This window comes from Streptomyces sp. WAC 04229 (assembly GCF_003947455.1).
Classification (GTDB): Bacteria; Actinomycetota; Actinomycetes; order Streptomycetales; family Streptomycetaceae; genus Streptomyces.
Genome location: NZ_QHJH01000012.1, coordinates 17,233 through 40,092, shown reverse-complemented (window position 1 = coordinate 40,092; position 22,860 = coordinate 17,233). Strand labels below are relative to the sequence as shown.

At 72.3% G+C, this 22,860-nt stretch carries 23 protein-coding genes and 1 riboswitch; of the genes, 8 read left to right on the top strand and 15 right to left on the bottom strand.

Annotated elements, in window-relative coordinates; translation table 11 throughout:
* Positions 1 to 48 precede the first annotated feature (48 nt).
* Positions 49 to 489 (bottom strand): Lrp/AsnC family transcriptional regulator, encoded by a 441-nt coding sequence (locus DMH12_RS05740; protein ID WP_122617133.1) that lies wholly within the window; start codon positions 487 to 489, stop codon positions 49 to 51.
* A gap of 268 nt (positions 490 to 757) precedes the next feature.
* Between DMH12_RS05740 and DMH12_RS05735 the strand changes: the two genes are divergently transcribed.
* Both DMH12_RS05735 and DMH12_RS05730 read left to right on the top strand, forming a co-directional pair.
* Positions 758 to 1,195 carry a hypothetical protein gene (locus DMH12_RS05735; protein ID WP_125490450.1) on the top strand — a complete coding sequence of 146 codons (438 nt, stop codon included), beginning with the start codon at positions 758 to 760 and terminating at the stop codon, positions 1,193 to 1,195.
* A gap of 250 nt (positions 1,196 to 1,445) precedes the next feature.
* Entirely contained in the window at positions 1,446 to 1,760 is a 315-nt protein-coding gene (locus DMH12_RS05730; protein ID WP_260474091.1) for a hypothetical protein, read from the top strand.
* Here DMH12_RS05730 and DMH12_RS05725 read toward each other — a convergent pair.
* On the bottom strand, positions 1,723 to 2,895 hold the full coding sequence (locus DMH12_RS05725; RefSeq protein WP_125490448.1) for an acyl-CoA dehydrogenase family protein: 1,173 nt from the start codon (positions 2,893 to 2,895) through the stop codon (positions 1,723 to 1,725). The two genes, DMH12_RS05730 and DMH12_RS05725, sit on opposite strands and share 38 nt — an antisense overlap.
* 358 nt (positions 2,896 to 3,253) lie before the next feature.
* Between DMH12_RS05725 and DMH12_RS05720 the strand changes: the two genes are divergently transcribed.
* Positions 3,254 to 4,504, top strand: a complete 1,251-nt coding sequence (locus DMH12_RS05720; RefSeq protein WP_125490447.1) for a glycoside hydrolase family 18 protein — start codon at positions 3,254 to 3,256, stop codon at positions 4,502 to 4,504.
* Between the two features lie 55 nt (positions 4,505 to 4,559).
* Here DMH12_RS05720 and DMH12_RS05715 read toward each other — a convergent pair whose 3' ends face one another.
* The 3 genes from DMH12_RS05715 to DMH12_RS05705 all read right to left on the bottom strand — a co-directional run bounded on the left by DMH12_RS05715 (position 4,560) and on the right by DMH12_RS05705 (position 6,974).
* Positions 4,560 to 5,219 (bottom strand): TetR/AcrR family transcriptional regulator, encoded by a 660-nt coding sequence (locus DMH12_RS05715; protein ID WP_125490446.1) that lies wholly within the window; start codon positions 5,217 to 5,219, stop codon positions 4,560 to 4,562.
* An 82-nt stretch (positions 5,220 to 5,301) separates the two neighbouring features.
* Positions 5,302 to 5,442 (bottom strand): SCO1431 family membrane protein, encoded by a 141-nt coding sequence (locus tag DMH12_RS05710; protein WP_125490445.1) that lies wholly within the window; start codon positions 5,440 to 5,442, stop codon positions 5,302 to 5,304.
* A 140-nt stretch (positions 5,443 to 5,582) separates the two neighbouring features.
* On the bottom strand, positions 5,583 to 6,974 hold the full coding sequence (locus DMH12_RS05705; RefSeq protein ID WP_125490444.1) for a peptidase C39 family protein: 1,392 nt from the start codon (positions 6,972 to 6,974) through the stop codon (positions 5,583 to 5,585).
* 186 nt (positions 6,975 to 7,160) lie between these two features.
* On the opposite strand from DMH12_RS05705, the gene DMH12_RS05700 reads away from it, so the two are divergent.
* Both DMH12_RS05700 and DMH12_RS05695 read left to right on the top strand, forming a co-directional pair.
* Complete coding sequence (locus tag DMH12_RS05700) at positions 7,161 to 7,814, top strand: uridine kinase (RefSeq protein ID WP_260474090.1); 654 nt, start codon at positions 7,161 to 7,163, stop codon at positions 7,812 to 7,814.
* Between the two features lie 430 nt (positions 7,815 to 8,244).
* Positions 8,245 to 10,101: an AAA family ATPase gene (locus DMH12_RS05695; RefSeq protein ID WP_125490488.1), complete on the top strand. Its 1,857-nt coding sequence runs from the start codon at positions 8,245 to 8,247 to the stop codon at positions 10,099 to 10,101.
* On the opposite strand, the gene DMH12_RS05690 is transcribed toward DMH12_RS05695, so the two are convergent.
* The 9 genes from DMH12_RS05690 to DMH12_RS05650 all read right to left on the bottom strand — a co-directional run bounded on the left by DMH12_RS05690 (position 10,019) and on the right by DMH12_RS05650 (position 17,407).
* Entirely contained in the window at positions 10,019 to 11,134 is a 1,116-nt protein-coding gene (locus DMH12_RS05690) for a hemolysin family protein (protein ID WP_125490443.1), read from the bottom strand. The two genes, DMH12_RS05695 and DMH12_RS05690, sit on opposite strands and share 83 nt — an antisense overlap.
* Complete coding sequence (locus DMH12_RS05685) at positions 11,131 to 12,462, bottom strand: hemolysin family protein (protein WP_125490442.1); 1,332 nt, start codon at positions 12,460 to 12,462, stop codon at positions 11,131 to 11,133. Before DMH12_RS05685 ends, DMH12_RS05690 begins: the two co-directional genes overlap by 4 nt.
* Positions 12,463 to 12,668: 206 nt before the next feature.
* Entirely contained in the window at positions 12,669 to 13,136 is a 468-nt protein-coding gene (locus DMH12_RS05680) for a PH domain-containing protein (RefSeq protein ID WP_125490441.1), read from the bottom strand.
* 19 nt (positions 13,137 to 13,155) lie between these two features.
* Positions 13,156 to 14,013, bottom strand: coding sequence for an ATP phosphoribosyltransferase (gene hisG / locus DMH12_RS05675; RefSeq protein ID WP_125490440.1), 858 nt, complete (start codon positions 14,011 to 14,013; stop codon positions 13,156 to 13,158).
* A 47-nt stretch (positions 14,014 to 14,060) separates the two neighbouring features.
* Positions 14,061 to 14,333 carry a phosphoribosyl-ATP diphosphatase gene (locus DMH12_RS05670; protein ID WP_125490439.1) on the bottom strand — a complete coding sequence of 91 codons (273 nt, stop codon included), beginning with the start codon at positions 14,331 to 14,333 and terminating at the stop codon, positions 14,061 to 14,063.
* Positions 14,334 to 14,367: 34 nt separating this feature from the next.
* Positions 14,368 to 14,853 (bottom strand): 6,7-dimethyl-8-ribityllumazine synthase, encoded by a 486-nt coding sequence (gene ribH / locus DMH12_RS05665; RefSeq protein ID WP_125490438.1) that lies wholly within the window; start codon positions 14,851 to 14,853, stop codon positions 14,368 to 14,370.
* Positions 14,854 to 14,877: 24 nt separating this feature from the next.
* On the bottom strand, positions 14,878 to 16,167 hold the full coding sequence (locus DMH12_RS05660) for a bifunctional 3,4-dihydroxy-2-butanone-4-phosphate synthase/GTP cyclohydrolase II (protein WP_125490437.1): 1,290 nt from the start codon (positions 16,165 to 16,167) through the stop codon (positions 14,878 to 14,880).
* On the bottom strand, positions 16,164 to 16,808 hold the full coding sequence (locus DMH12_RS05655; RefSeq protein WP_125490436.1) for a nicotinamide mononucleotide transporter family protein: 645 nt from the start codon (positions 16,806 to 16,808) through the stop codon (positions 16,164 to 16,166). The genes DMH12_RS05660 and DMH12_RS05655 overlap by 4 nt, the downstream gene beginning before the upstream one ends.
* Entirely contained in the window at positions 16,805 to 17,407 is a 603-nt protein-coding gene (locus DMH12_RS05650; RefSeq protein ID WP_122617149.1) for a riboflavin synthase, read from the bottom strand. Before DMH12_RS05650 ends, DMH12_RS05655 begins: the two co-directional genes overlap by 4 nt.
* 149 nt (positions 17,408 to 17,556) lie before the next feature.
* Positions 17,557 to 17,687: riboswitch (FMN riboswitch) on the bottom strand.
* A 215-nt stretch (positions 17,688 to 17,902) separates the two neighbouring features.
* On the opposite strand from DMH12_RS05650, the gene DMH12_RS05645 reads away from it, so the two are divergent.
* The 3 genes from DMH12_RS05645 to DMH12_RS05635 all read left to right on the top strand — a co-directional run bounded on the left by DMH12_RS05645 (position 17,903) and on the right by DMH12_RS05635 (position 21,616).
* On the top strand, positions 17,903 to 20,260 hold the full coding sequence (locus DMH12_RS05645; protein ID WP_125490435.1) for a chitinase C-terminal domain-containing protein: 2,358 nt from the start codon (positions 17,903 to 17,905) through the stop codon (positions 20,258 to 20,260).
* A gap of 160 nt (positions 20,261 to 20,420) precedes the next feature.
* Positions 20,421 to 21,185 (top strand): SDR family oxidoreductase, encoded by a 765-nt coding sequence (locus tag DMH12_RS05640; protein ID WP_125490434.1) that lies wholly within the window; start codon positions 20,421 to 20,423, stop codon positions 21,183 to 21,185.
* Entirely contained in the window at positions 21,182 to 21,616 is a 435-nt protein-coding gene (locus DMH12_RS05635; RefSeq protein ID WP_260474088.1) for a hypothetical protein, read from the top strand. The genes DMH12_RS05640 and DMH12_RS05635 overlap by 4 nt, the downstream gene beginning before the upstream one ends.
* A 51-nt stretch (positions 21,617 to 21,667) precedes the next feature.
* Here DMH12_RS05635 and DMH12_RS05630 read toward each other — a convergent pair whose 3' ends face one another.
* Positions 21,668 to 22,855, bottom strand: a complete 1,188-nt coding sequence (locus tag DMH12_RS05630) for an ROK family transcriptional regulator (protein WP_125490433.1) — start codon at positions 22,853 to 22,855, stop codon at positions 21,668 to 21,670.
* Between the last annotated feature and the right edge of the window lie 5 nt (positions 22,856 to 22,860).

The following is a 22,860-nucleotide window of genomic DNA, read 5'->3' as shown; positions in this document are numbered from 1 at the left end:
CGCCCGGCAGCCGGGGCGGCCACGCGGGCGAGCCGGGGCGGCCCGGAGTCAGACGCGTGGCGGGCGGGCCTCGTACGGTGTGGAGAGCACCACGGTGGTCCGGGTCGAGACGCCGGCCAGGGAGCGCACCCGGGCTAGCAGCTCCTCCAGTTGGTGCGGTGTGGAGACGCGGACCTTGAGGATGTAGTTCTCGTCGCCCGCGACGCTGTGGCAGGCCTCGATCTCGGGGACGCCGGCCAGGCGGTCCGCGATGTCGTCGGGGGCGCTGGGGTCGAAGGGTTTCACCGAGATGAAGGCGGTCATCGGCAGCCCGACGGCTTCGGGGTCGACGACCGCGGCGTACCCGCGGATGACGCCGCGCTGTTCCAGCCGCCGCACCCGCTGGTGCACGGCCGACGTGGACAGGCCCGTGGCCTTGCCCAGGTCGGTGTAGCTCATCCGCCCGTCCTTGACGAGCAGCTGCACGATCTGTCGGTCCAGCTCCTCCATGGCGCAAGAACCTACAGTGCGGTTGATCTCCTCGGATACCTGAGCGGCCCGGGGGCATGTCCGGTTCGTGATGTGACGGGGCGTCGGCCGCGTTCGGGGCGGGGACAAATCCGCCGGACGGGGCACCTGCGCCGGGCATGTGACGAAGACCACACCGCTCGAACGTTCTCCGTGATGTTCGCGTGATTACCCCGCGAAGTGGACGGGAAGTGCTTGCTGTGGTCGAGGCCGCAGTGCCGTCACGGCCCAGCCCGAGGGGGAGAATCCCATGCAGAGTCTTAAGCGCCCTGGTCGTACCGCGCCCAAGCGGCAGCAGCCGGTCGTCGAGCCCGTATCGGAGGGCGTCGAACCCGACGCCTTCGACGACGAGGACCTCGACGCCTACGACACCTTCGAGATGTACCGGGTGATCTGCCCGGACTGCGCGCAGCCCATCGCACTGCTGGCCGACGAGCGGGAGCTGCCCGAGCATGCGCTCTGCGCCTCCCCGTGGAACCCGTTCGGGCTCACGGTCTGCGCCGGCACCGGCCGCAGGGCAACCGAGGCCCGCCCCGCGGACGAGTCGTTCCGGCCCCACGAGCAGGACACCGCCCTGCTGTTGACGCTCCCCCGGGGCCTCGACTGGCGGACCCAGCCCTTCTCCCACGTCGGCGGCCCGGGCTCGCGCCCGATGCGGGTGCCGACGATGCGGAGCGAAGCGGCCTGAGGCACCCGGCGCCCCCGTCCGGGGGACGCCGCCCGATGCGGTCACCCCACCCGCGCCACGGCTCGCAGGACGCCGCGGCGTGGGTGGGCGTCGATGAGCCGACGACACGTCAGGTCGCGACGGCAACCGCGTGACGGCGGCGGACACCGGCGAACTCACGCTCGATTGCGTCCGCCGGTGACCTGTCCCCACTTCGCCGCGTTGCCCGGGTATGACCCACACGTACTCGGCGACCGGGAGTCGGCGCCGCGTGTTCGTCCCGGTGCCCGCCGGACCGGTTCCGCCGGCCCCGCAGATCCCGGACCCGCCCATCTACCGCGAGCTGATGCGGACCTGGGCGGACGGCGGCCGCACCCTGCCCGGGCGGCACGACCCGGAGTGGATCAGGCTCGCGGAGCCCCCGCGCGGACTGGGCGACTTCTTCACCGGCGCCGACGCCCTGACCACCGGCGACGCCCTCGCCACCGGTGGCTTCACCGTCACCGGTGGCTTCACCGTCGCCGGCGGCTTCACCGTCACCGGTGACTTCAGCGTCCCTCGGGACCCGCGAGGTGACGGGCGATGACCATGCGCTGGATCTGGTTGGTGCCCTCGACGATCTGGAGCACCTTCGCCTCGCGCATGTACCGCTCGGCCGGGAAGTCCGCGGTGTAGCCGTACCCGCCGAGGACCTGCACGGCGTCGGTGGTCACCTGCATCGCCGCGTCGGTGCAGTACAGCTTGGCCATGGCCGCCTGCTTGGCGAACGGGCGTCCGGCGTCGCGCAGTCGCGCCGCCGTCAGGTACAGCGCACGCCCCGCCTCGATCCGGGTCGCCATGTCGGCCAGCATGAAGCGCAGCCCCTGGAAGTCGGAGATCGGCTTGCCGAACTGGCGCCGCTCGGCCGCGTAGGACACCGCCTCGTCCAGCGCCGCCTGGGCCACGCCGACGGCGCAGGCGGCGATGCCGAGCCGCCCCGAGTCGAGCGCGGACAGCGCGATCGCGAAGCCCTGCCCCTCGTCACCGAGCCGGCGGTCGTCGGAGACGCGTACGCCGTCGAGATGGATCTGCGCGGTGGGTGAGCCCTTGAGCCCCATCTTCTTCTCCGGCACCGCCGCGCTCAGGCCCTCGGCGTCGCCGGGCACCAGGAAGGCCGTGATGCCGCGCGGCCCGTCCTCGCCGGTGCGCGCCATGACGGTGTAGAAGTCCGCGATGCCGCCGTGGGTGATCCAGGCCTTGGTGCCGTCGATCACCCAGCCGTCGCCCTCGCGCACGGCCTTGGTGCGCAGCGAGGCGGCGTCGGAGCCGGAGGCGGGCTCGGAGAGGCAGTAGGCGCCCACCAGGCCGCCGCCGAGCATCGCGGGCAGGTGGTCGGCCTGCTGCTCCTTGGTGCCGTAGGCGGCCAGCGCGTAGCAGGCGAGGGTGTGCACGCTGACGCCGAGGCCGACGGTGAGGCGGGCCGCGGCGAACTCCTCCAGGACCTGGAGGTACACCTCGTAGGGCTGCTCGCCACCGCCGGACTGGGCGTCGTAGGGCAGGCCGAGCAGGCCGGAGTCGGAGAGCAGGGCGAAGACCTCGCGCGGGAAGCGTCCGGCGTCCTCCTCCTCGGCCGCACTCGGGGCGATCTCACGCTGCGCGATGTCGCGGACGAGTGAGATCAGATCCCGTGCCTCGTCCGTGGGCAGTTGCCGGTCCACCGGCTGCGGGGCGCGGTCGGGCATGGCGACGCTCTCCTCCCTGTCGGGCGCAACGGCGGGTGCGCGCCTTGGGTGGAGGCGGGTCCGCCGGGTCGTTCGGGCCTGGCCGATGCTCGCACTCCCGGGTCGCGGAAGCGGCTGACCAGCGGCTGTGCGCTGTGAGTATGCCCGATTGGACGCATGGAGTCACCAGTTAACGACCGCTTACTTCAAGAAAGGGCCCGGCCCGCCGCGAAGGGCCGGAATTCGACGCTCCGGACGGAAAATGGTCCGCACCATTGACCCCACTGGTCTAGTCCTTCTACGGTGACGGCCCGAACGCGTTACCGCGTTCATGCCAATCGGCGCGCGTTTCCCTCTTCCCCCCACGAGGAGACACCCGATGCACCTCCCGCACCTCCCCCGCGCCCGCTCCCTGCGGGCGCTCCTCGGCGCCCTGTGTTCCGTCGCCCTCGGCGCGGGACTGCTGGCCGGCGCCGGCACGGCCACGGCCACGCCTCCCCCACAGGCGCCCGCCACGCAGGCGGCGGCCGGTTCCAAGGTCGTCGGCTACTTCACCGAATGGGGCACCTACGACCGGAAGTACTACGTCAAGAACGTCGAGACCTCCGGTTCCGGCGCCGAACTGACCCACATCAACTACGCGTTCGGCAACGTCACCGGCGGCAAGTGTGCGATGGGCGACGCCTACGCGGCGACCGACCGGGCGTACACCGCGGCCGAGTCCGTCGACGGGACCGCCGACACCTGGGACCAGCCGCTGCGGGGCAACTTCAACCAGCTGCTCAAGCTGAAGAAGAAGCACCCCGACCTCAAGATCCTGTGGTCCTTCGGCGGCTGGACCTGGTCCGGCGGGTTCACCGAGGCCGCCAAGGACCCGGCCGCCTTCGCCCAGTCCTGCTACGACCTGGTCGAGAACTCCAAGTGGGCCGATGTCTTCGACGGCATCGACATCGACTGGGAGTACCCCAACTCCTGCGGCCTGAGCTGCGACGAGAGCGGCCGGGACGCGTTCCCGAAGCTGATGGGCGCGCTGCGCGCCAAGTTCGGCCAGGACTACCTGGTGACCGCGGCGATCACGGCCGACGCGACGGCCGGCGGCAAGATCGACGCGGCGGACTACGCGGGCGCCGCACAGTACGTGGACTGGTACAACCCGATGACGTACGACTTCTTCGGCGCCTGGGACGCCACCGGACCGACCGCTCCGCACTCGCCGCTGACCTCGTACTCCGGCATCCCCAAGGCGGACTACCACTCCTCGGCGACCATCGCGAAGCTCAAGGGCCTCGGCGTTCCGGCCTCCAAGCTGCTGCTCGGCATCGGCTTCTACGGCCGCGGCTGGACCGGGGTCACCCAGTCGGAGCCCGGCGGCACCGCCACCGGCCCGGCGAAGGGCACGTACGAGAACGGCATCGAGGACTACAAGGTGCTGAAGACCAGTTGCCCCGCGACCGGCACGGTGGCGGGCACCGCGTACGCCAAGTGCGGCGGCGACTGGTGGAGTTACGACACCCCGCAGACCATCGCGACCAAGATGTCGTACAAGAACGAGCAGGGTCTGGGCGGGACGTTCTTCTGGGAGCTGAGCGGCGACACCGCGAACGGTGAGCTGATCAAGGCGATCGACTGAACCACCCGGCGCACGGGGGCGGGGGCGGAGGCCGGCTCGGGCCTCCGCCCCTTCGTCAGGTGTCGCGGCGGGCGGGTTCCGGCGCCGGACAGGCGGGGTCCAGCTCCTCGATGGCGCGCAGGGTGCCGCCGAGCGACTTGACCAGCAGTTCGCGCATGGTCTCGCGGGGCAGTCCGGGCCGGCCGATCCAGTCGAGGGTGGCGCCCTCGACGCTGCACACCCAGGCGAGCAGGCCCATGCGGGCCAGCGGCCCGATGTCGGAGCGGCCGTAGGCCCCCTCCGCGATGGTGGCGACGATGGCCTCGCGCACCCCGTCCCGGATGGCGTGCACCTCGGTGTCGAAGCCGACCCCGCCGCTGACGATGGTCCGGTAGGCGGCCTGGTTGTGCTCGGCGTAGCGCAGGTAGCCGTCGATGGTGCGCTGCACGCGGTCCACCTGCGGCAGTTCGGTGCCCCGGGCGGCGGTGGTGACCAGGCCGGCGACGGAGTCCTGGATGATCGCCAGGTAGTAGCCCCGCTTGGACTGGAAGTAGTAGTAGATCAGCCCTTTGGCGACATGCGCCTGGCGGGCGATGTCGTCCATCGAGAGCGCGTCGTAGGACGTGTCCGCGAACAACCTCCGCCCGATGGCGATGAGTTCGGCGCGACGTGCCAGCGACCGCTCGGTGCCGCGCGCCCGGGGACGGGCGTCGGCACGCTGTTGACTGATATTCAATTTCGACCCTGGTCTCCTACGGGCGGCGGGACATCCGCAGTATGGCAGGTCGGTTCGTGGGGCAGGTCACACGGCGGTCACGTCACAGCAGCCCCAGTTGGACCACGAGCATCGCGACCACCACGACGAGGGTCCAGCCCATGACGTGCTCGAGGATCTCCGGACCGTCGTCCTTGGGGCCGCCGGTACGGACACGGGCGGCGGTGGCGGTGTGTGCGGTCATGGCTTCTCACTGCTCTCGGACGTTCGGTGGACTCCCCCCGCGCTCCTGTCCACCTTGCCACCGGCGGCGGCTTTTGCACCGGAGACCTTGGTCACAGCGAAGGCCCCGGCGGCGGACGGCGCCGGGGCCTTCGAGCGGCGTCAGCGCACGCCCACCGCCGCGAGCGCCCTGCGCTGGCGCGCGCTCGGGTGGGCCGGGAAGTACAGGTAGCAGACGCCGCCGGAGCCGGAGACGACCTTGCCGTCGGCGTTGTACCGCTTGGTCCGCAGCCAGATGTTCTCCCACTCGCGCCGCTTGTAGACGCGCCGCACCGCCTCGTTGTCGTCTGAGGCGGGGTCGTTGGCGATCACGTCCCCGTCGGCGGTGAAGCCGATCACGGTCATCAGGTGGCCCGAGGTGCCGTACCCCGCCCCGGTCAGCTCCTTCGCCAGGAACGACTGGGACGTTATGGCCGGGATGCCGGCCGCGATCAGCGTCTCCAGGTCGGTGAGGGAGCCGAGGCGGGTCACCACGCCCTGGAGGCCCTTGAAGGTGGCCGCGTAGGCCGCGTTGAACGGCCAGTTGCCGCAGCCGGAGTACTGGGTGTCGTACGTGTACCGGGCCGCGTGGCAGACCTGCGGGTCGGCATAGGAGGGGTCCACCCAGGAGAGCTGGTCCTCGGTGAGCCTGCCGCCCCAGTACTCGATGATCATCTGCGAGGAGGTGGGGCTGCACCAGGCCTCGCCGCCGTTGTCGTACTCGGGGTACTGGCCCTTGTGGATCTCCTGCGAGTAGCGCGGGACGCGCAGTTCCCGGGCGAGGCCGGGCGCGGAGGCCGGGACGGTGAAGCGGTCGGGGACGTCGGAGCCCATCGCCCCGAGCCGCCAGACGGTGGGCGCGCTCCGGGTGCCGGGGCGGCGGTACAGGGTGAGCCGGAGCCGGTAGGAGGCCAGGCGGAGGCCGGAGGCCGCGTCGTCGACCGCGAAGGTGTCCGTCCAGACACTGCTCCTGCCGTCGCCCTGGTCGTCGACCGAGGTGCGGCGGATGTCCTGCTCACCGTCGCCCGCCGTCCAGCGGCCCATCACGTACCAGGGTGTGTCCGTGCCGTCGGAGTAGGTGCCCCGCAGCTCGACCTGGATCCAGGTGCCGCTCGGGGTGTGCGCGTTCCAGGAGGCGATGGCCTCCGTCGAGGGCACGGTGAGCCGGTGGACGGGCGAGGTCCACGTGGCGTACTCCCACGCGGCGGTGGTGCCGGTGTGCGGGTCGGTGTAGTCGGTGGTGCCGGCCGGGGTGCCGATCGTCACGCCGGGCCGGGAACCCGCCGTGACCCGGGCTCCCCGGGTGGTACCGCGCCGCCAGTCGCTGTAGGTCGTCCAGGCGCGGTAGTCGACCCGGCGGGCGGGGGCGCGGCCGGTGTCCCCGTCGCCATCGCCGGTGCCCGCGCCGGACGCGGCGGCCTCGGCGGCGGCCGGGACCGCGCCACCGGCCACGGCGGCCGCGGCGACTGCCGCGGCCAGGACGGCTCTGCGGGACGGCTGTTCGGCTTTGCTCATGGGCGGGAGACCCCCATTGTCCGAGTCGGGCGGGTCCGTTGCACGGTCGTGCGCCCACTATGACCGCAGGCGCCCGCTCCTGCCAGCACTTCCGCGCACGCCACGCCACGAACATTGGTGTCGACCTGTGGCACGAACGGCGAGGTGGGGACGGGTCGGGGGCGCCGTTAGAGTGCGGGGCGAACCGTGTCCGCCCCCTCGCCCCGCACAGGATCCGTCATCCACGACCTCGCCGCCCGGCTCCGCCGCCTTCCGCCCTCCTGCGGGCCCGTGCGCCTGATCGGCGTCGACGGGCACGCCGGTTCCGGGAAGTCCACGTTCGCCGGGCGGCTGGCGGCCGGGCTGGGCGGCGCACCGGTGCTGCACCTCGACGACATCGCCAGTCACGACGAACTGTTCGCATGGACCGATCGGCTGCTCGGCCAGGTGATCGAGCCGCTGCGGCACGGGGACACCGCGCACTACACCCCCTACGACTGGCGGTCCCGGCGCTTCGGGGCGGCGTGTCCGCTGCCGCCCGCGCCGGTGGTACTGGTCGAGGGGGTCGGCGCGGGCCGCCGGGCGCTGCGCCCCCACCTGGCGCTGCTGTTCTGGATGGACGTGCCCGCCGAGGAGGCGTGGGCCCGCGGACGGGCGCGCGACGGAGCGGAACAGCGGGAGTTCTGGGACGGATGGGTCCCGGCGGAGCGCCGCCACCTCGCGGACGACCCCTCGCACCCCTTCGCGCACTGCCTGGTACGGCAGAGGCAGGAGGGGTACGAGGTGCTGCCGGGGCCTGCGGGGACCACTTCCGAACCCCATTTTTTCACGCAGGGTGACGGACCGTCGGCAATGTGCTGAACTCGTGAAGATCGCGCCCCGGCAACCCTCGAACGCGCCCCAACTCCGCTTGACCCAGGGCCCGTACAGGTCTTACGTTCTGAATGTGCGGTAGTTCGAAGCCGCCGACAGACGCGAAGCCCCCGGTTGTTCCCCCGTGATCGGGGGCTTCGTTCTGCCCTGAGCCCGTTCTCCGGGTGCTCCGTGACGCCGGACGCTCACCCTCGGTCACCATCCGGTCGCCTGTTCCAGCCACTCCCCCCTCGCGGAACGACGGCTCCCCGCACTCTTCGGAGGACCGGACGCCGCGGGTACCATGCCCTCGGTGCGACCTACGGGCGGTTGCCGCGCGCACCTGCAACTCCGGTCCTCGGTGGAGCCGTTGACCGAGGCGGCCGACGGGCGACGGCTCGGCGGCATACCGACGGGGGCACGGTACGTGGGGGACGGGATGGACTTCGGCACGCGGGGCCCGCAGACCCCGGCCGACCTCGCCTGGCTGCGCGGCGTGGACGCCTACACCATGGGGGCCTACCCACAGGCGGAGGAGGAGTTCCGGACCGCGGTGCGCATCGACCCCGCCATGGCCGACGGCTGGCTGGGACTGCACGCCCTGCGCGTCGACACCACGAACGCCCTGCTGCGGATGTTCCGCAACCGGGAGCGCTTCGGCGAGCAGCGCGCCCGTCACCGTCGCACCCTCAACTCCTGGTACTGGCTGGGCTGGTGGGTGCAGCCCGTGCTGGAGAACCCGCGCGACCTGCTGCTCGCGCACGCCTCCCACTGGCTGGACGGCCGCCACGTCCCGGAACTGGACCGGGCGCTGGCCGGGCTGCCGCCGGTCGACACCGACTCCCAGGTCCGCTTCCTGCACGCCTGCCGCGCCTACCTCGTCAAGGACTGGGAGCAGCTCGTCCGGCACACCGACCCCCTGCTCGGCGATCCCCTGCTGGGCATCGAGGCCGGCCTCTTCAGCGGCATGGCCCGGGTCCGCCTGGAGATGTTCGGCCAGGCCGAACCGCTGCTGTCGGCCGCCCTGATGCGCTGCCGCAGCGAGCAGCCCCAGCGCAAGGAGCTGCGCTACTGGCTGGCGCGGGCCCACGAGGGCACCGGCCGCAGCGCCGCGGCGCTCCCCCTGTACCGGGCCGTGCACCGCGTCGACCCGGCGTTCATGGACACCTCGGCCCGGCTGGCGGCGATCGACGAGAGCGACGGCTACGACGACGCCGCCGACCTCGCGGGCCTCGCGGGGGCCGGCCCGGGCGTGGACGGCCTGGACGGTCTCGACCCGCTCTTCGGCACCGAGGAGCGCGACCTCAAGGTCTCCGCGCCCGGGTCCCCGCCGGGCGCGCCGCTGCCCGCGCTGAGCGGACCGCCGGTGCGCCACAAGGCCGACGGGGCCGACCCGGCCCTGCCGACCGGGCCGACCGACCCCGCGTTGCTGGAGGAGGCGCTCGCCGAGCTGGAGCGCATGGTGGGACTCGAGCCGGTGAAGCGTCAGGTCAAGGCGCTCTCCGCGCAGCTGAACATGGCGCGGCTGCGCGCCGGGCAGGGCCTGCCGGTCCAGCCGCCCAAACGTCACTTCGTCTTCTCCGGCCCCTCCGGCACCGGCAAGACCACCGTGGCCCGCATCCTGGGCCGCGTCTTCTACGCCCTCGGCCTGCTCGGCGGCGACCACCTGGTGGAGGCGCAGCGGGCCGACCTGGTCGGCGAGTACCTCGGCCAGACCGCCGTGAAGGCCAACGAACTGATCGACTCCGCGCTCGGCGGCGTCCTCTTCGTGGACGAGGCGTACTCCCTGTCCAACTCCGGCTACGGCAAGGGCGACGCGTACGGCGACGAGGCGCTCCAGGTGCTGCTGAAGCGCGCCGAGGACAACCGCGACCACCTGGTGGTGATCCTGGCCGGCTATCCGGAGGGCATGGACCGGCTGCTCGCCGCCAACCCGGGGCTGTCCTCCCGCTTCACCTCCCGGGTCGACTTCCCCTCGTACCGGCCGCTGGAGCTGACCTCGATCGGTGAGGTGCTCGCGGCCGAGAACGGGGACGGGTGGGACGAGGAGGCACTGGACGAGCTGCGGTCGATCGCCGGGCACGTGGTGGACCAGGGGTGGATCGACGAGTTGGGCAACGGGCGGTTCCTGCGGACGCTGTACGAGAAGAGCTGCGCCTACCGGGATCTGCGGTTGTCGGTCTGTCCCGGCGAGCTGACCCGGGACGACCTGGCTACGTTGCGGCTGCCGGACTTGATGCAGGCGTATGGGGAGGTGCTGTCGGGGCGGGGGCCGCAGGATCCGCCGACCGGGTGAGCTGCGGCGTCACCACCCGGTGGGCCGGGTCCCTCACCTCCCCCACCAGCAGCTCCAGCACGTCCTCCAGCGCGACCAGGCCCAGCACCCGGCCGGAGGCGTCCGTCACCTGGGCCAGGTGGGTGGCCGCGCGGCGCATCACCGTGAGGGCGTCGTCGAGGGGCAGTTCGGGCCGCAGCGTGGTCATCGGGCGCCAGAGGTGCTGGGGCACGGCCCGCTCGGACTCCTCCAGGTCGAGGACGTCCTTGACGTGCAGGTACCCCATGAAGGCGCCCGGTCCGGCGGCGACCGGGAAGCGCGAGTACCCGGTGCGGGCGGTGAGCGCGACGATCCGGGCCGGGGTGACCGAGGGGCTGACCGTCACCAGCGACTCCCTCTTGAGGAGTACGTCGGTGACCGGGCGGGAGCCCAGTTCCAGGGCGTCCTCCAGGCGTTCCTGCTCCTCCGGGTCGAGCAGGCCGGCCTGGCCGGCGTCCTCCACGAGGCGGTTGAGCTGCTCGCTGGTGAAGACGGCCTCGACCTCGTCCTTGGGCTCGACACGGAACAGCCGCAGGACGATCCGCGCGCAGGCGCCGAGTGCGACGGTGACCGGTCCGCAGAGGCGGGCGAAGGCGACCAGGCCGGGACTGAGCCACAGCGCGGCCTTCTCGGGGGCGGCCATCGCGAGGTTCTTCGGGACCATCTCGCCGACGACGAGGTGGCAGAAGACCACGGCGGCCAGCGCGATGACGTAGCCGAGCGGGTGGATCAGGCCGTGCGGCAGGTGGATCCACGCGAAGGCGGGCTCCAGCAGATGCGCGACGGTCGGTTCGGCGACGGCGCCGAGCGTCAGTGAGCAGACGGTGATCCCGAACTGGGCGGCGGCCATCATCCGCGGCAGCCGCTCCAGCCCGTACAGGACCTGGCGGGCGCGGGCGGTGCCGAGGGGTTCGATCTGGCTGCGGCGCACCGAGACCAGAGCGAACTCGGCGCCGACGAAGAACCCGTTGGCGAGCACGAGCAGCGCGGCGAAGAGGAGTTGCAGGACGCTCATCGGGCGGCCTCCGGCACGGGGACCGGCGCCGTGCGCACCAGCCGTATCCGTTCGGCGCGGTAGTGGCCGACCTGGCGGACGGAGAGCCGCCAGCCGGGCAGTTCCGCGCGGTCGCCGACCGCGGGGATGCGGCCGAGCAGATCGGCGACGAGCCCGGCCACGGTCTCGTACGGACCGTCGGGCGCTTCGAGACCGACGCGGCGCAGGGCGTCGACGCGGCAGCTGCCGTCGACGTCCCAGGCGGGGCGGCCGTCCTCGGGCGGGGCGGGGGCCAGTTCGGGCGCGTCCAGGCCGTCGTGCTCGTCGCGGACCTCGCCGACGATCTCCTCGACGATGTCCTCCAGCGTGACGACGCCGGCCGTGCCGCCGTACTCGTCGACCACGACCGCGATGGGCTGCTCGCTGCGCAGGCGGGCGAGGAGCGGCCGGACGGGCAGTGTCTCGGGGACGAGCAGCGCCGGCCGGGCGATCCGGCCGGTCAGGACGCGCAGCCGGTCGTGGGCGGGGACGGCGAGCGCGTCCTTGAGGTGCACCATGCCGACGATCTCGTCGATCCTCTCCCGGTAGACGGGGAAGCGGGACAGTCCGGTGGCGCGGGTCAGGTTGACCACGTCCTGGGCGGTGGCCGAGGAGTGCAGGGCGCTGACCTTCACCCGCGGGGTCATGACGTGCTGGGCGGTCAGGTCGCCCAGGGACAGGGTCCGCACGAAGAGGTCGGCGGTGCCCTGTTCCAGCGCGCCGGCGCGGGCGGAGTGCCGGGCCAGGGAGACCAGTTCGCCGGGGGTGCGGGCGGAGGCCAGCTCTTCGGCGGGCTCGATGCCGAGGGCGCGGACCAGGCGGTTGGCCACGGAGTTCAGGGCCGCGATCACGGGGTGGAAGAGCCGGGCGAAGGCGTGCTGGGGGCCGGCGACGAAGCGCGCGACCTGGAGGGGCCTGGAGACCGCCCAGTTCTTGGGCACCAGTTCGCCGATCACCATCTGCACCGCCGAGGCCAGCAGCATGCCGACGACGACCGACACGCCGGGCACGGCGCCGTCGGGGACGCCGACGGACGTGAACGGGCCGTCCAGGAGCTGGGCGAGCGCCGGTTCGGCGAGCATGCCGACGACCAGGGAGGTGATGGTGATGCCGAGCTGGGTGCCGGAGAGCTGGAAGGACAGCTCCTTGAGGGATTCGACGACCCGGTGGGCCCGCCGGTCACCTTCGGCGGCGGCCTGTTCGGCGTCCGGCCGTTCGACGGTGACGAGGCCGAACTCGGCGGCGACGAAGAAGCCGTTGGCGAGGATCAGCAGGAACGCGGCTGCCAGCAGCAGCAGGGGGGTGGTCATGATGCCGCCGCCTGTGCGGTGTCACAGCAGGGGGCGGCGCAAGTACTGCAGGACGGTCCGTCCATCGCCGGAGGGAGTCACTCCTCGGGTAGCAGGAACCCCCTGCGCACCGGGCGGAGCGGCAGGGGCGAGGACGCGGCGGGCGCGTCTGTCGTTCCCAGATTAATCAGGAAAAGGGCGACCGCGGCAGGGCTCGCGGCGCGGTGTCAGTCACGCGTCGGATCGGGCCCGGCGCCGGACCGGGCCTCCACGAGGGCGCGCAGGGTGCGGGCGTCGGCGATGGCGCGCTGCTTGGCGATGCCCGGCTGGATGCCGAGCACGGGCAGGCTGGTGCCGTCGCTGAGGTCGAGGAAGACCCAGGGGTCGCCGTGGCGGAGGTTGACCCGGAGGATCTCGGGCCAGGCCAGGCGCCGCCTGGTGGTCAGGTTGACGACCGTGACGCCCGTCGCGTCGGCGGCGACGTGGGGCCGGGCCAGCAGGAGCAGTCCGCCGGCCAGGAGGAGGGCCGTCAGCACGAAGCTGAGGCGCTCCCCCGTCCCGAGGCCGGCGAGCACCGTCCCGACCGCCGTGATGGTCGCGAAGGTGGCGACGGCGAGGACGATCAGGACGGCGCGGGTGCGGCCCGGCCGGAAGGTGACGGGCAGGGCGGGCAGGTCCGGCGTGGTGTCGGGCATGGCGTCGCTCCGGGCGGGCTCAGAGACGGCAGGCGTGGATGGCCGTGGTCAGGATGGCCCGGGCGCCGATCTCGTACAGGTCGTCCATGATCCGCTGGGCCTCCTTGGCGGGGACCATGGCGCGGACGGCGACCCAGCCCTCGTTGTGCAGCGGGGAGACCGTGGGGGATTCGAGGCCGGGGGTGAGCGCGACTGCCTTCTCCAGCTGCTCCACGCGGCAGTCGTAGTCCATCATCACGTACGTCCGGGCGACCAGGACGCCCTGGAGGCGGCGCAGGAACTGCTGGACCTTGGGCTCGGTCGTCTCGTCGGGCTCGGCGCCCGCGCGGCGGATCACGACGGCCTCGGACTTCATGATGGGCTCGCCGAAGACCTCCAGGCCCGCGTTGCGCAGGGAGGTGCCGGTCTCCACGACGTCGGCGATGACCTCGGCGACGCCGAGTTCGATGGCGGTCTCGACGGCGCCGTCGAGGTGGACGACGGAGGCGTCGATGCCCCGGTCGGCCAGGTGGGCGGCGACGATGCCCTCGTAGGAGGTGGCGACGGTGCGGCCCTTGAGGTCCTCGATGCCGCCCGCCGCGCCCGGCTTTCCGGCGAAGCGGAAGGTGGAGCGGGCGAAGCCGAGCGGCAGGATCTCCTCCGCGTCGGCGCCGGAGTCGATCAGCAGGTCCCGGCCGGTGATGCCGATGTCCAGCTTGCCGGAGGAGACGTAGATCGCGATGTCGCGGGGCCGGAGGTAGAAGAACTCGACCTCGTTGGTCGGGTCGACGACGCGCAGTTCCTTGGACTCGCGGCGCTGCTGGTAGCCGGCCTCATGCAGCATGTCCGCCGCAGGGCCGGAGAGGGAACCCTTGTTGGGGACGGCGATGCGCAGCATGAGGTCGGCTTCCTTTGCGTGGAGTGGGGCAGGGGGGTGTGCTGGGCTTACAGGTGGGCGTAGACGTCGTCCAGGGAGATGCCGCGGGCGACCATCATCACCTGGACGTGGTACAGCAGCTGCGAGATCTCCTCGGCCGCCGCGTCCTTGCCCTCGTACTCGGCGGCCATCCAGACCTCGGCGGCCTCTTCGACGACCTTCTTGCCGATGGCATGGACCCCCTTGTCCACCAGCTCGGCGGTGCGGGAGGTGGCGGGGTCGGCGTTTGCGGCCTTGTGCTGGAGCTCGGTGAAGAGCTCCTCGAACGTCTTATTGGACATGGTGGCGCCCACTTTACGCGTAGTGCCGACGGGGCTAGCGCCACGGTTCGGATACTGAGCGGAGCGTGGCCGCCGTGGCGACGGCCGCGGTCACCGCCTCGTGCCCCTTGTCCTCGCTGGAGCCCTCCAGTCCGGCGCGGTCCAGGGCCTGCTCCTCGGTGTCGCAGGTGAGGACGCCGAAGCCGATGGGGACGCCGGTCTCCACGGAGACCTGGACCAGGCCCTGGGTGACGCCCTGGCACACGTAGTCGAAGTGGGGGGTGCCGCCGCGGATGACGACGCCGAGGGCGACGACCGCGTCGTAGCCGCGCCCCGCGAGGACCTTGGCGACCACCGGGAGCTCGAAGCTGCCGGGGACCCTGAGCAGGGTCGGCTCGTCGATGCCGAGGTCGTGCAGGGCGCGCAGGGCGCCGTCCACCAGTCCGTCCATCACCTGGTCGTGCCACTGTGCCGCGACGACGGCGACCCGCAGGTCCCCCACGTTGCGTACGGACAGTTCCGGTGCACCCTTGCCGCTCACGTCGCTCCTCGCGTTGCTGCTTGCTTACTGGTTGCCGCAGGTGGACACGGGCTTCGCGTCCAGCCAGGGCAGGTCGTGTCCCATCCGGTCCCGCTTGGTGCGCAGGTACCGGAGGTTGTGCTCGCCGGCCTGGACGGGCATCGGCTCGCGGCCGGTGACGTCGATGCCGTGCCGGACGAGGGCGTCGCTCTTGTCCGGGTTGTTGGTCATCAGGCGGACGGAGCGTACGCCGAGGTCCTGGAGGATCTGGGCGCCGGCGCCGTAGTCGCGGGCGTCGGCGGGCAGGCCCAGTTCCAGGTTGGCGTCGAGGGTGTCCCGGCCGCGCTCCTGGAGTTCGTAGGCGCGCAGCTTGGACATCAGGCCGATGCCGCGCCCCTCGTGGCCGCGCAGGTAGACGACCACGCCCCGCCCCTCGGCCTGGATGCGGTCCAGGGAGGCGTCGAGCTGGGGGCCGCAGTCGCAGCGCTGGGAGCCGAAGACGTCGCCGGTGAGGCACTCGGAGTGGATGCGGACCACGACGTCGGTGCCGTCGCCGACGTCGCCGTGCACGAGGGCGACGTGCTCGACGCCGTCGACGGTGGAGCGGTAGCCGTACGCCGTGAACTCGCCGTGCCGGGTGGGGAGGTGGACCTCGGCCTCGCGGCGGACGGTCGGTTCCGCGCTGCGGCGGTAGGCGATGAGGTCCTCGATGGAGATGATCGTCAGGCCGTGCTTGCGGGCGAACGGGATCAGCTCGGGCAGCCGCAGCATCCGCCCGTCCTCGCCGGCGATCTCGACGATGGCGCCGGCCGGGCGCAGCCCCGCGAGGCGGGCCAGGTCGACGGCGGCCTCGGTGTGGCCGTCGCGGACGAGGACGCCGCCGGAGCGGGCGCGGAGCGGGAAGATGTGGCCGGGGCGGACCAGGTCGGTGGGCTCGGCGGTGCCGCTCGCGAGGAGCTGGAGGGTGGTGGCGCGGTCGGAGGCCGAGATGCCGGTGCTCACGCCGTGGGCGGCGGTGGCGTCGACGGAGACGGTGAAGGCGGTCTTCATCGACTCGGTGTTGTCGTCGACCATCTGCGGGAGCCGGAGCCGGTCCAGTTCGTCGCCCTCCATGGGGGCGCAGATCAGGCCGCGGCACTCGCTCATCATGAAGGCGACGATCTCCTCGGTCGCCTTCTCCGCGGCGATGACGAGGTCGCCCTCGTTCTCGCGGCTCTCGTCGTCGACGACGACGACCGGGCGTCCCGCGGCGATGTCGGCGACGGCCCGCTCGACCGGGTCGAGCGAGAGGTCGTCGATGCCGTCGGGGCTGTATAGGATCGGTGCGGTGGTCATGCGGGCGCTCCTTCCGGGACGGGCCGCGCCGCGGTGCGGGAGCGCAGCCACCAGTCGCGCAGGCCCCAGAGGACGAGCGCGCCGTAGAGGACGTAGACGAAGCCGGAGAAGGCGAAGCCGTTGGCGAAGTTCAGCGGGACGCCGACCAGGTCGACCAGCAGCCAGGCGAACCAGAACTCGACCATGCCGCGCGCCTGGGCGTACATCGCGACGACGGTGCCGACGAAGATGTAGGCGTCCGGCCAGGGGTCCCAGGACAGGGTCGGGAAGGCGGTGAACAGGCCGCCCACCGCGAGGGTGCCGACGGCGGCCGCGGCGGCGAGGACGCCGCGCTCGCGCCAGGTGGCGAACCGGACGGCGATGGAGCCGTCCTGGTTCTGCTGCCGGCCGCGGTTCCACTGCCAGAAGCCCCAGGCGGCGACCGCCATGACGACGATCTGCTTGCCGGCGCTGCCGGAGAGGTGGGCGGTGGCGAAGGCGGTGAAGAGGACGAGTCCGGAGACGAACTGCACGGGCCAGGTCCAGATCGAGCGCCGCCAGCCGAGCGCGAGGCCGAGCAGACCGATCACGTTGCCGATCATGTCCGACCACTTGATGTGCTGGCCGAAGAGGGTGAACGCCTCGGAGTTGAGCCAGTTCACCGGGTGCCTCCCTGGGCGCCCAGCAGCCGCTCGACGTACTTGGCGATGACGTCCACTTCGAGGTTGACCGGGTCGCCGGGCTGCTTGAGGCCCAGCGTGGTCAGGGCGAGGGTGGTGGGGATGAGGCTGACCGTGAAGAAGTCGGGTCCGGCGTCGACGACGGTGAGGCTGATGCCGTCGACGGTGATGGAGCCCTTCTCCACGACGTAGCGGGCGAGGTCCGCGGGCAGGGAGATCTTCACGAGCTCCCAGTGCTCGGAGGGCTTGCGCTCCAGGATCTCGCCGGTGCCGTCGACGTGGCCCTGCACGATGTGGCCGCCGAGGCGGGCGCCGACCGCGGTGGGGCGCTCCAGATTGACGCGGGAGCCGGTGGTGAGGACGCCCAGGCTGGAGCGGTTCAGGGTCTCGGCCATCACGTCGGCGGTGAACTCGTCGCCCTCGTGGTCGACGACCGTGAGGCAGACGCCGTTGACGGCGATGGAGTCTCCGTGCCGGGCCCCCTCGGTGACCACGGGGCCGCGCAGACGGAAGCGACAGGCGTCGTCGAGGGTCTCGACGGCGGTGATCTCGCCCAGCTCTTCGACGATTCCGGTGAACACTTCCCGGGTCCTCCTGCCTCTTCGGGCACGGACTCCGGGGCTGCCGAGAACGACAGAGACCGCGAGCGAGGACACCTGGGGCGACGCCGGACGGGCCCACCCGTGACGGGCGAGCCCAGAGATCGGCGGCGCGCACGAATGCTCGCCCGCCGCGCACTGCCTCCCATCCGGACTTTAACCGTCGGTCCAGGAATTTCACCTGGTCAACCGGTCGCTGGAGGCGACCGGGTCGCGGACTGTAACCGCCGGTTCGGACTTTCACCGACCCCGGAGTGCGCTGCTTCTGGTACAGAGCCAGTGTGCCACGCCTGATCGCCGTTCATGCGGACGGAGTGTGTGGGGTGGCTCACAGAGCGCTTCCCGGCCGGCGCTCGACCGCCCCCGCACCCTTCAACCGACCTGCCCGCACTGGGCTTTTCAATTGGTCCATACCTATTGACGCTCTGGTCTAGTCCTCTCTACTGTCTGCGCAACTTCCGTGGAGAGGAACCGATTGTGCCTTCCCCCTCACGTTCCAGATCCCCCCGCCGAGCGAGACCCGCGCTCCTCGCCGCTGCCGCCGCCATCACCGGCCTCTTCCTCGCCGGACTCCCGGCGACCGCCTCGCAAGCCGCCGACCAGGAGACCTGTCGCCCGGACGGGCTCTACGAGACCCCCGGCACCGACGTCCCGTACTGCTCGGTCTACGACTCCGCCGGCCGGGAGAAGATGGGTGCGGACCACCCCCGCCGGGTGATCGGCTACTTCACGAGCTGGCGCACCGGCAAGGACGGCAAGCCGGCGTACCTGGCCTCGGACATCCCGTGGGACAAGATCACCCACATCAACTACGCCTTCGCGCACGTCGACGGCGGCAACCGGCTCTCCGTGGGCTCGGACGGCGCGAAGAACCCGGCCACCGGCATGACCTGGCCCGGGGTCGCGGGCGCCGAGATGGACCCTGGCCTCCCCTACAAGGGCCACTTCAACCTGCTCAACAAGTTCAAGAAGCAGCACCCCGACGTCAAGACGATGATCTCGGTGGGCGGCTGGGCCGAGACGGGCGGCTACTTCGCGGACGACGGCTCGCGCGTGGACTCGGGCGGCTTCTACTCGATGGCCACCCACGCGGACGGCTCGGTCAACCAGGCCGGCATCGACACCTTCGCGGACTCGGCCGTCGACTTCGTACGGAAGTACGGCTTCAACGGCGTCGACATCGACTACGAGTACCCGACGACGATGAAGGACGCGGGCAACCCGCTCGACTGGTCGTTCGCCAACGGCCGCCGGGCCGGACTGGTCAAGGGCTACGCGGCACTGATGAAGACGCTGCGCGAGAAACTCGACCGCGCGGGTGCCGCGGACGGCCGGCACTACCTGCTCTCCGTCGCCGCTCCGTCCTCCGGGTATCTGCTGCGCGGCATGGAGACCTTCCAGGTCCAGAAGTACCTCGACTACGTCAACATCATGTCGTACGACCTGCACGGCGCCTGGAACGAGTACGTCGGCCCCAACGCCTCCCTCTTCGACGACGGCAAGGACGCGGAGCTCGCCGCCGCGGGCGTCTACACGACCTCCCAGTACGGCGGCATCGGCTATCTCAACACCGACTGGGCCTACCACTACTTCCGCGGCTCGATGCCCGCGGGCCGCATCAACATCGGGCTGCCGTACTACACGCGCGGCTTCAAGAACGTCACCGGCGGCACCGACGGGCTCTGGGGCCGGGCCCCCGCCACGGACTGCCCGGCCGGCTCCGGGCTGACCAAGTGCGGTGACGGCGCGGTCGGCATCGACAACCTGTGGCACGACCTGGACACCGACGGCGAGGAGTCGCCCGCGGGATCCAACCCCATGTGGCACGCCAAGAACCTGGAGAAGGGCATCGTCGGCGACTACGTCGCCGACTACGGCTTCCCCGCCGGCACCCGGCTGACCGGGACGTACGCCCGCAAGTACGACGCCACACTGGTCGCGACGTGGCTGTGGAACGCCGAGAAGAAGGTCTTCCTGTCCACGGAGGACGAGCAGTCGGTGCGGGCCAAGGCGGAGTACGTGGCCGACCGCGGCATCGGCGGCACGATGATCTGGGAGCTGGCCGGGGACTACGCCTGGGACGCGGCCGAGGGGCAGTACGTGCCGGGTTCGACCCTGACCGACACGATGTACGACACGTTCAAGGCGGCCGCTCCGTACGGCGCCCGGCGTGCCACCACCGAGATGCCGTCCGAGGCGCTGGACGTGGACGTGGAGTTCGGCCAGTTCCCGCTGGGCGACTCCAACTACCCGATCAGCCCCAAGCTGAAGATCACCAACAACACGGACACGGCGCTGCCCGGCGGCACGGAGTTCCGGTTCGACTACGGCACGTCCGCGCCCGGCAACGCCAAGGACCAGTCCGGCTGGGGCACTTCGGTGGTCCGCAGCGACCACACCGGCACCAACGTGGGCGGACTCAAGGGCGACTACCACCGGGCCTCGCTGAAGCTGCCCGCCTGGCAGTCGCTGGCGCCGGGGGCCTCCACGACGGTGGACCTCGTGTACTACCTGCCGGTGTCGACGCCGTCGAACTGGACGGTGACCTTCGGCGGGAAGTCGTACGCCCTGACGGGTGACCTCGCCCGGGGCACGACCGTGGTCGACCCCGGCACCCCGAGCCCGACGCCGACACCCACGCCCTCCCCCACCGGCTCCGGGTCGCCCGGCCCGACGGAGTGCGCCGCCCCGGCCTGGGACACGGCCACGGCGTACGGCGGTGGCACCACGGTGTCCCACCAGGGGCACACGTGGAAGTCCAAGTGGTGGACGAAGGGCGAGGAGCCCGGCACCACCGGGGAGTGGGGCGTCTGGCAGGACCTGGGGGCCTGCTGACCCCCGGCCAGAACCGGCCCGGCGGCGGTGACGACGGCCCTTGCCCGCCGCCGGGCCACCCAATCGGCGACCTGCGCGGCGGGACCGGCCTCGACACACTGGACGTGGCGACAGGGCGCTCCATCCGGGAGCCCCGCGCGTCCGACAGGGGCTGAGCAGCATGACCGACATCCTGGTGACCGGCGGCACCGGCACCCTCGGCCGGCTCGTCACCGAACGGCTGCGCACGGACGGGCACGAGGTGCGGGTGCTGAGCCGGCACAGCCCGCCGTACGCCGTCGATCTGCGCGAGAACGGTGGCGGGCTGGACGCGGCGCTCGGCGGAGTGGAGACGGTCGTGCACTGCGCGACCTCACCGCGCGGTGGTGACGAACGGGCGGCCTCGAACCTCGTCGCGGCGGCGCGGCGGGCCGGGGTGGCCCATCTGGTCTACATCTCGATCGTCGGCGTCGACCGGGTGCCGTACGGCTACTACCGGTCCAAGCTCGCCGTCGAGCGGATGGTCGAGGAGTCGGGGCTCGGCTGGACCGTGCTGCGGGCGACCCAGTTCCACGACCTGGTCGCGCAGGTGCTCCAGGCGCTGGCCAAGGCTCCGGTCCTGCCGCTGCCGGCAGGCATCCGCGACCAGCCGGTCGAGGTGGCGGAGGTGGCCGACCGGCTCGCCGCACTGGCCGCCGGCGCCCCCGCCGGACGGGTGGCCGACATGGGCGGCCCCGAGGTGCGGACGTTCGAGTCGCTGGCCCACGCGTATCTGCGCGCGACGGGACGCAGGCGGGCCATGGTGAAGGTGCCGCTGGCGGGGAAGACTTACCGGGCGTTCCGCGAGGGCGGGCACCTGGCGCCCGGACGGGCGGTCGGCACGGGAACGTTCGAGGAGTATCTGGCGGCACGGTTCGGCGGCGGGGAGGACGGGCGGCGCGGATGAGCCAACGGGCGTGGCTGCGGGCGGGTCTCGGTGTGCTGGCCGGTACGCAGGTGGTGCTGGGGCTGTGGATCGTGCTGCTGCCCGAGCTGTTCTGGAAGTGGCCCTGGGTGTCGCACCTGCCGCCCTACAACGAGCATCTGCTCCAGGACTTCGGCGGCGCGAGCCTCGCGCTCGCCGTGGTGCTGTGCGCGGCGGTGGCGGCGATGGAGCGGCGTCTGGTGCTGACCGCGCTGGTGGCCTACCTGGTGAACTCCGTCGCTCATCTCCTGTTCCACGCCCGGCACCTGGAGCCCCTGTCCGCGGCGAGCGCCGCGGGTTTCATGGCGCTGCTGGGAGCGGCGGTCCTGCTGCCCGCGGTCCTGCTGTGGCCGGCGGCGGACGGGGCGGCCTTCGGCGGCACGGACGCGGAGGCGCGACGGCCGGCACCCTGACCGCGCGCCGGCGGCTCGCGGAGACGGTGACGGGCGGAAGCCTCCGCGGGGCTACCGCTCCGGCGGGGCGAACAGGTCGTCCTGGGCCCGGTCGCGGGCGGTGAGCAGCGCGCCGCGCAGGACGGCGCCACCGCCCAGGGTGCTGGGGCGAACCTCGGTGGCGAGGGGTGACATCCGGGTGAGGCGCTGCTGGACGCGGGTGGCCAGGGCGTCGGCGCCCGCCCGGCCGATCTCGCCGGCCAGCACCAGGCAGCCGGGGTCGAGGACGGAGACGACGGCGGCGGCCCCGAGGACGATCCGGTCGGCGAGCGCGTCCAGGAAGGGTTCGGCGCCCGGGGCGGAGCCGCGTACCGCCTCCCGGACCAGCGCGGCCGCGTACGGCTCGGGACCGGCCGGGTTCGCGGTGAGGCCGTGCTCCGCGGCGAGGGCGGTCACCGCCGCCGCCCCGGCGACGGAGTGGAAGCCGCCGTCGCAGTCGGTGGCGGACGGCAGGCCCGAGGTGCCCGGCACCGGCATGAAGCCGATCTCGCCGGCGCCGCCGGAGACGCCCCGGCGCAGCGTGCCGTCGAGGACGACGGCGGCGCCGATGCCGAGGCCGAGCCACAGGAGCACGAAGGTGTCCCGGTCCCGGGCCGCGCCGTCGCGCTGCTCGGCCAGGGCGGCGAGGTTCGTCTCGTTCTCGACGCCGACCCGCGCCTCGGGGAACTTCTCCTGGAGCGCGGTCGTCAGCCGGCGGTGCCACGCGGGCAGGCCGCTGGAGTCGCGGAGTTCACCGCTGGCCGGGTCGATCAGGCCGGGCGCGCCGATGCCGACGGTGTGCAGCCGGTCGGCGCCGGCCTCCTTCGCCGCGCGCTCGACCAGGCCCACCGCCTGCTCCACCGCGGGGCCGGTGCCCGAGTCGTCGTCGATCGGCGCGGACGCCTCGGCGAGCACCCGGCCGACCAGGTCGGAGACGAGCACGGCGACGCCCTCGGTGCGGACGTCGAGGGCGGCGAGGTGGGCCCGCCCGGCGACGATGCCGTAGAGCTTGGCGTTCGGGCCCCGGCGCTGCTCGCCCGACTCCCCCGCCACCTCGATCAGCCCGGAGGCGGTGAGGCGTTCGACGAGGTCGGCCACGGTGGGCCGGGACAGGCCGGTCAGCTGCTTCAACTGCCCTGCCGTCAACGGGCCCTGCCGCTGGAGCAGGTCGAGGGCGAGCCGGTCGTTGATGGCCCGGGCGGTGCTCGGGGATGCGGGCATGCCGG

Excerpts from the sequence above, each read along its gene's own strand:
- DMH12_RS05690 (WP_125490443.1), bottom strand. The coding sequence starts at position 11,134 with ATGAGCGTCCTGCAACTCCTCTTCGCCGCGCTGCTCGTGCTCGCCAAC.
- DMH12_RS05670 (WP_125490439.1), bottom strand. The coding sequence starts at position 14,333 with ATGTCCAATAAGACGTTCGAGGAGCTCTTCACCGAGCTCCAGCACAAG.
- hisG (WP_125490440.1), bottom strand. The coding sequence starts at position 14,013 with ATGCTGCGCATCGCCGTCCCCAACAAGGGTTCCCTCTCCGGCCCTGCG.
- DMH12_RS05695 (WP_125490488.1), top strand. The coding sequence starts at position 8,245 with ATGGACTTCGGCACGCGGGGCCCGCAGACCCCGGCCGACCTCGCCTGG.
- DMH12_RS05685 (WP_125490442.1), bottom strand. The coding sequence starts at position 12,462 with ATGACCACCCCCCTGCTGCTGCTGGCAGCCGCGTTCCTGCTGATCCTC.
- DMH12_RS05740 (WP_122617133.1), bottom strand. The coding sequence starts at position 489 with ATGGAGGAGCTGGACCGACAGATCGTGCAGCTGCTCGTCAAGGACGGG.
- DMH12_RS05710 (WP_125490445.1), bottom strand. The coding sequence starts at position 5,442 with ATGACCGCACACACCGCCACCGCCGCCCGTGTCCGTACCGGCGGCCCC.
- DMH12_RS05680 (WP_125490441.1), bottom strand. The coding sequence starts at position 13,136 with ATGCCCGACACCACGCCGGACCTGCCCGCCCTGCCCGTCACCTTCCGG.
- DMH12_RS05635 (WP_260474088.1), top strand. The coding sequence starts at position 21,182 with ATGAGCCAACGGGCGTGGCTGCGGGCGGGTCTCGGTGTGCTGGCCGGT.
- DMH12_RS05660 (WP_125490437.1), bottom strand. The coding sequence starts at position 16,167 with ATGACCACCGCACCGATCCTATACAGCCCCGACGGCATCGACGACCTC.
- DMH12_RS05720 (WP_125490447.1), top strand. The coding sequence starts at position 3,254 with ATGCACCTCCCGCACCTCCCCCGCGCCCGCTCCCTGCGGGCGCTCCTC.
- DMH12_RS05640 (WP_125490434.1), top strand. The coding sequence starts at position 20,421 with ATGACCGACATCCTGGTGACCGGCGGCACCGGCACCCTCGGCCGGCTC.
- DMH12_RS05630 (WP_125490433.1), bottom strand. The coding sequence starts at position 22,855 with ATGCCCGCATCCCCGAGCACCGCCCGGGCCATCAACGACCGGCTCGCC.
- DMH12_RS05725 (WP_125490448.1), bottom strand. The coding sequence starts at position 2,895 with ATGCCCGACCGCGCCCCGCAGCCGGTGGACCGGCAACTGCCCACGGAC.
- DMH12_RS05705 (WP_125490444.1), bottom strand. The coding sequence starts at position 6,974 with ATGAGCAAAGCCGAACAGCCGTCCCGCAGAGCCGTCCTGGCCGCGGCA.
- DMH12_RS05735 (WP_125490450.1), top strand. The coding sequence starts at position 758 with ATGCAGAGTCTTAAGCGCCCTGGTCGTACCGCGCCCAAGCGGCAGCAG.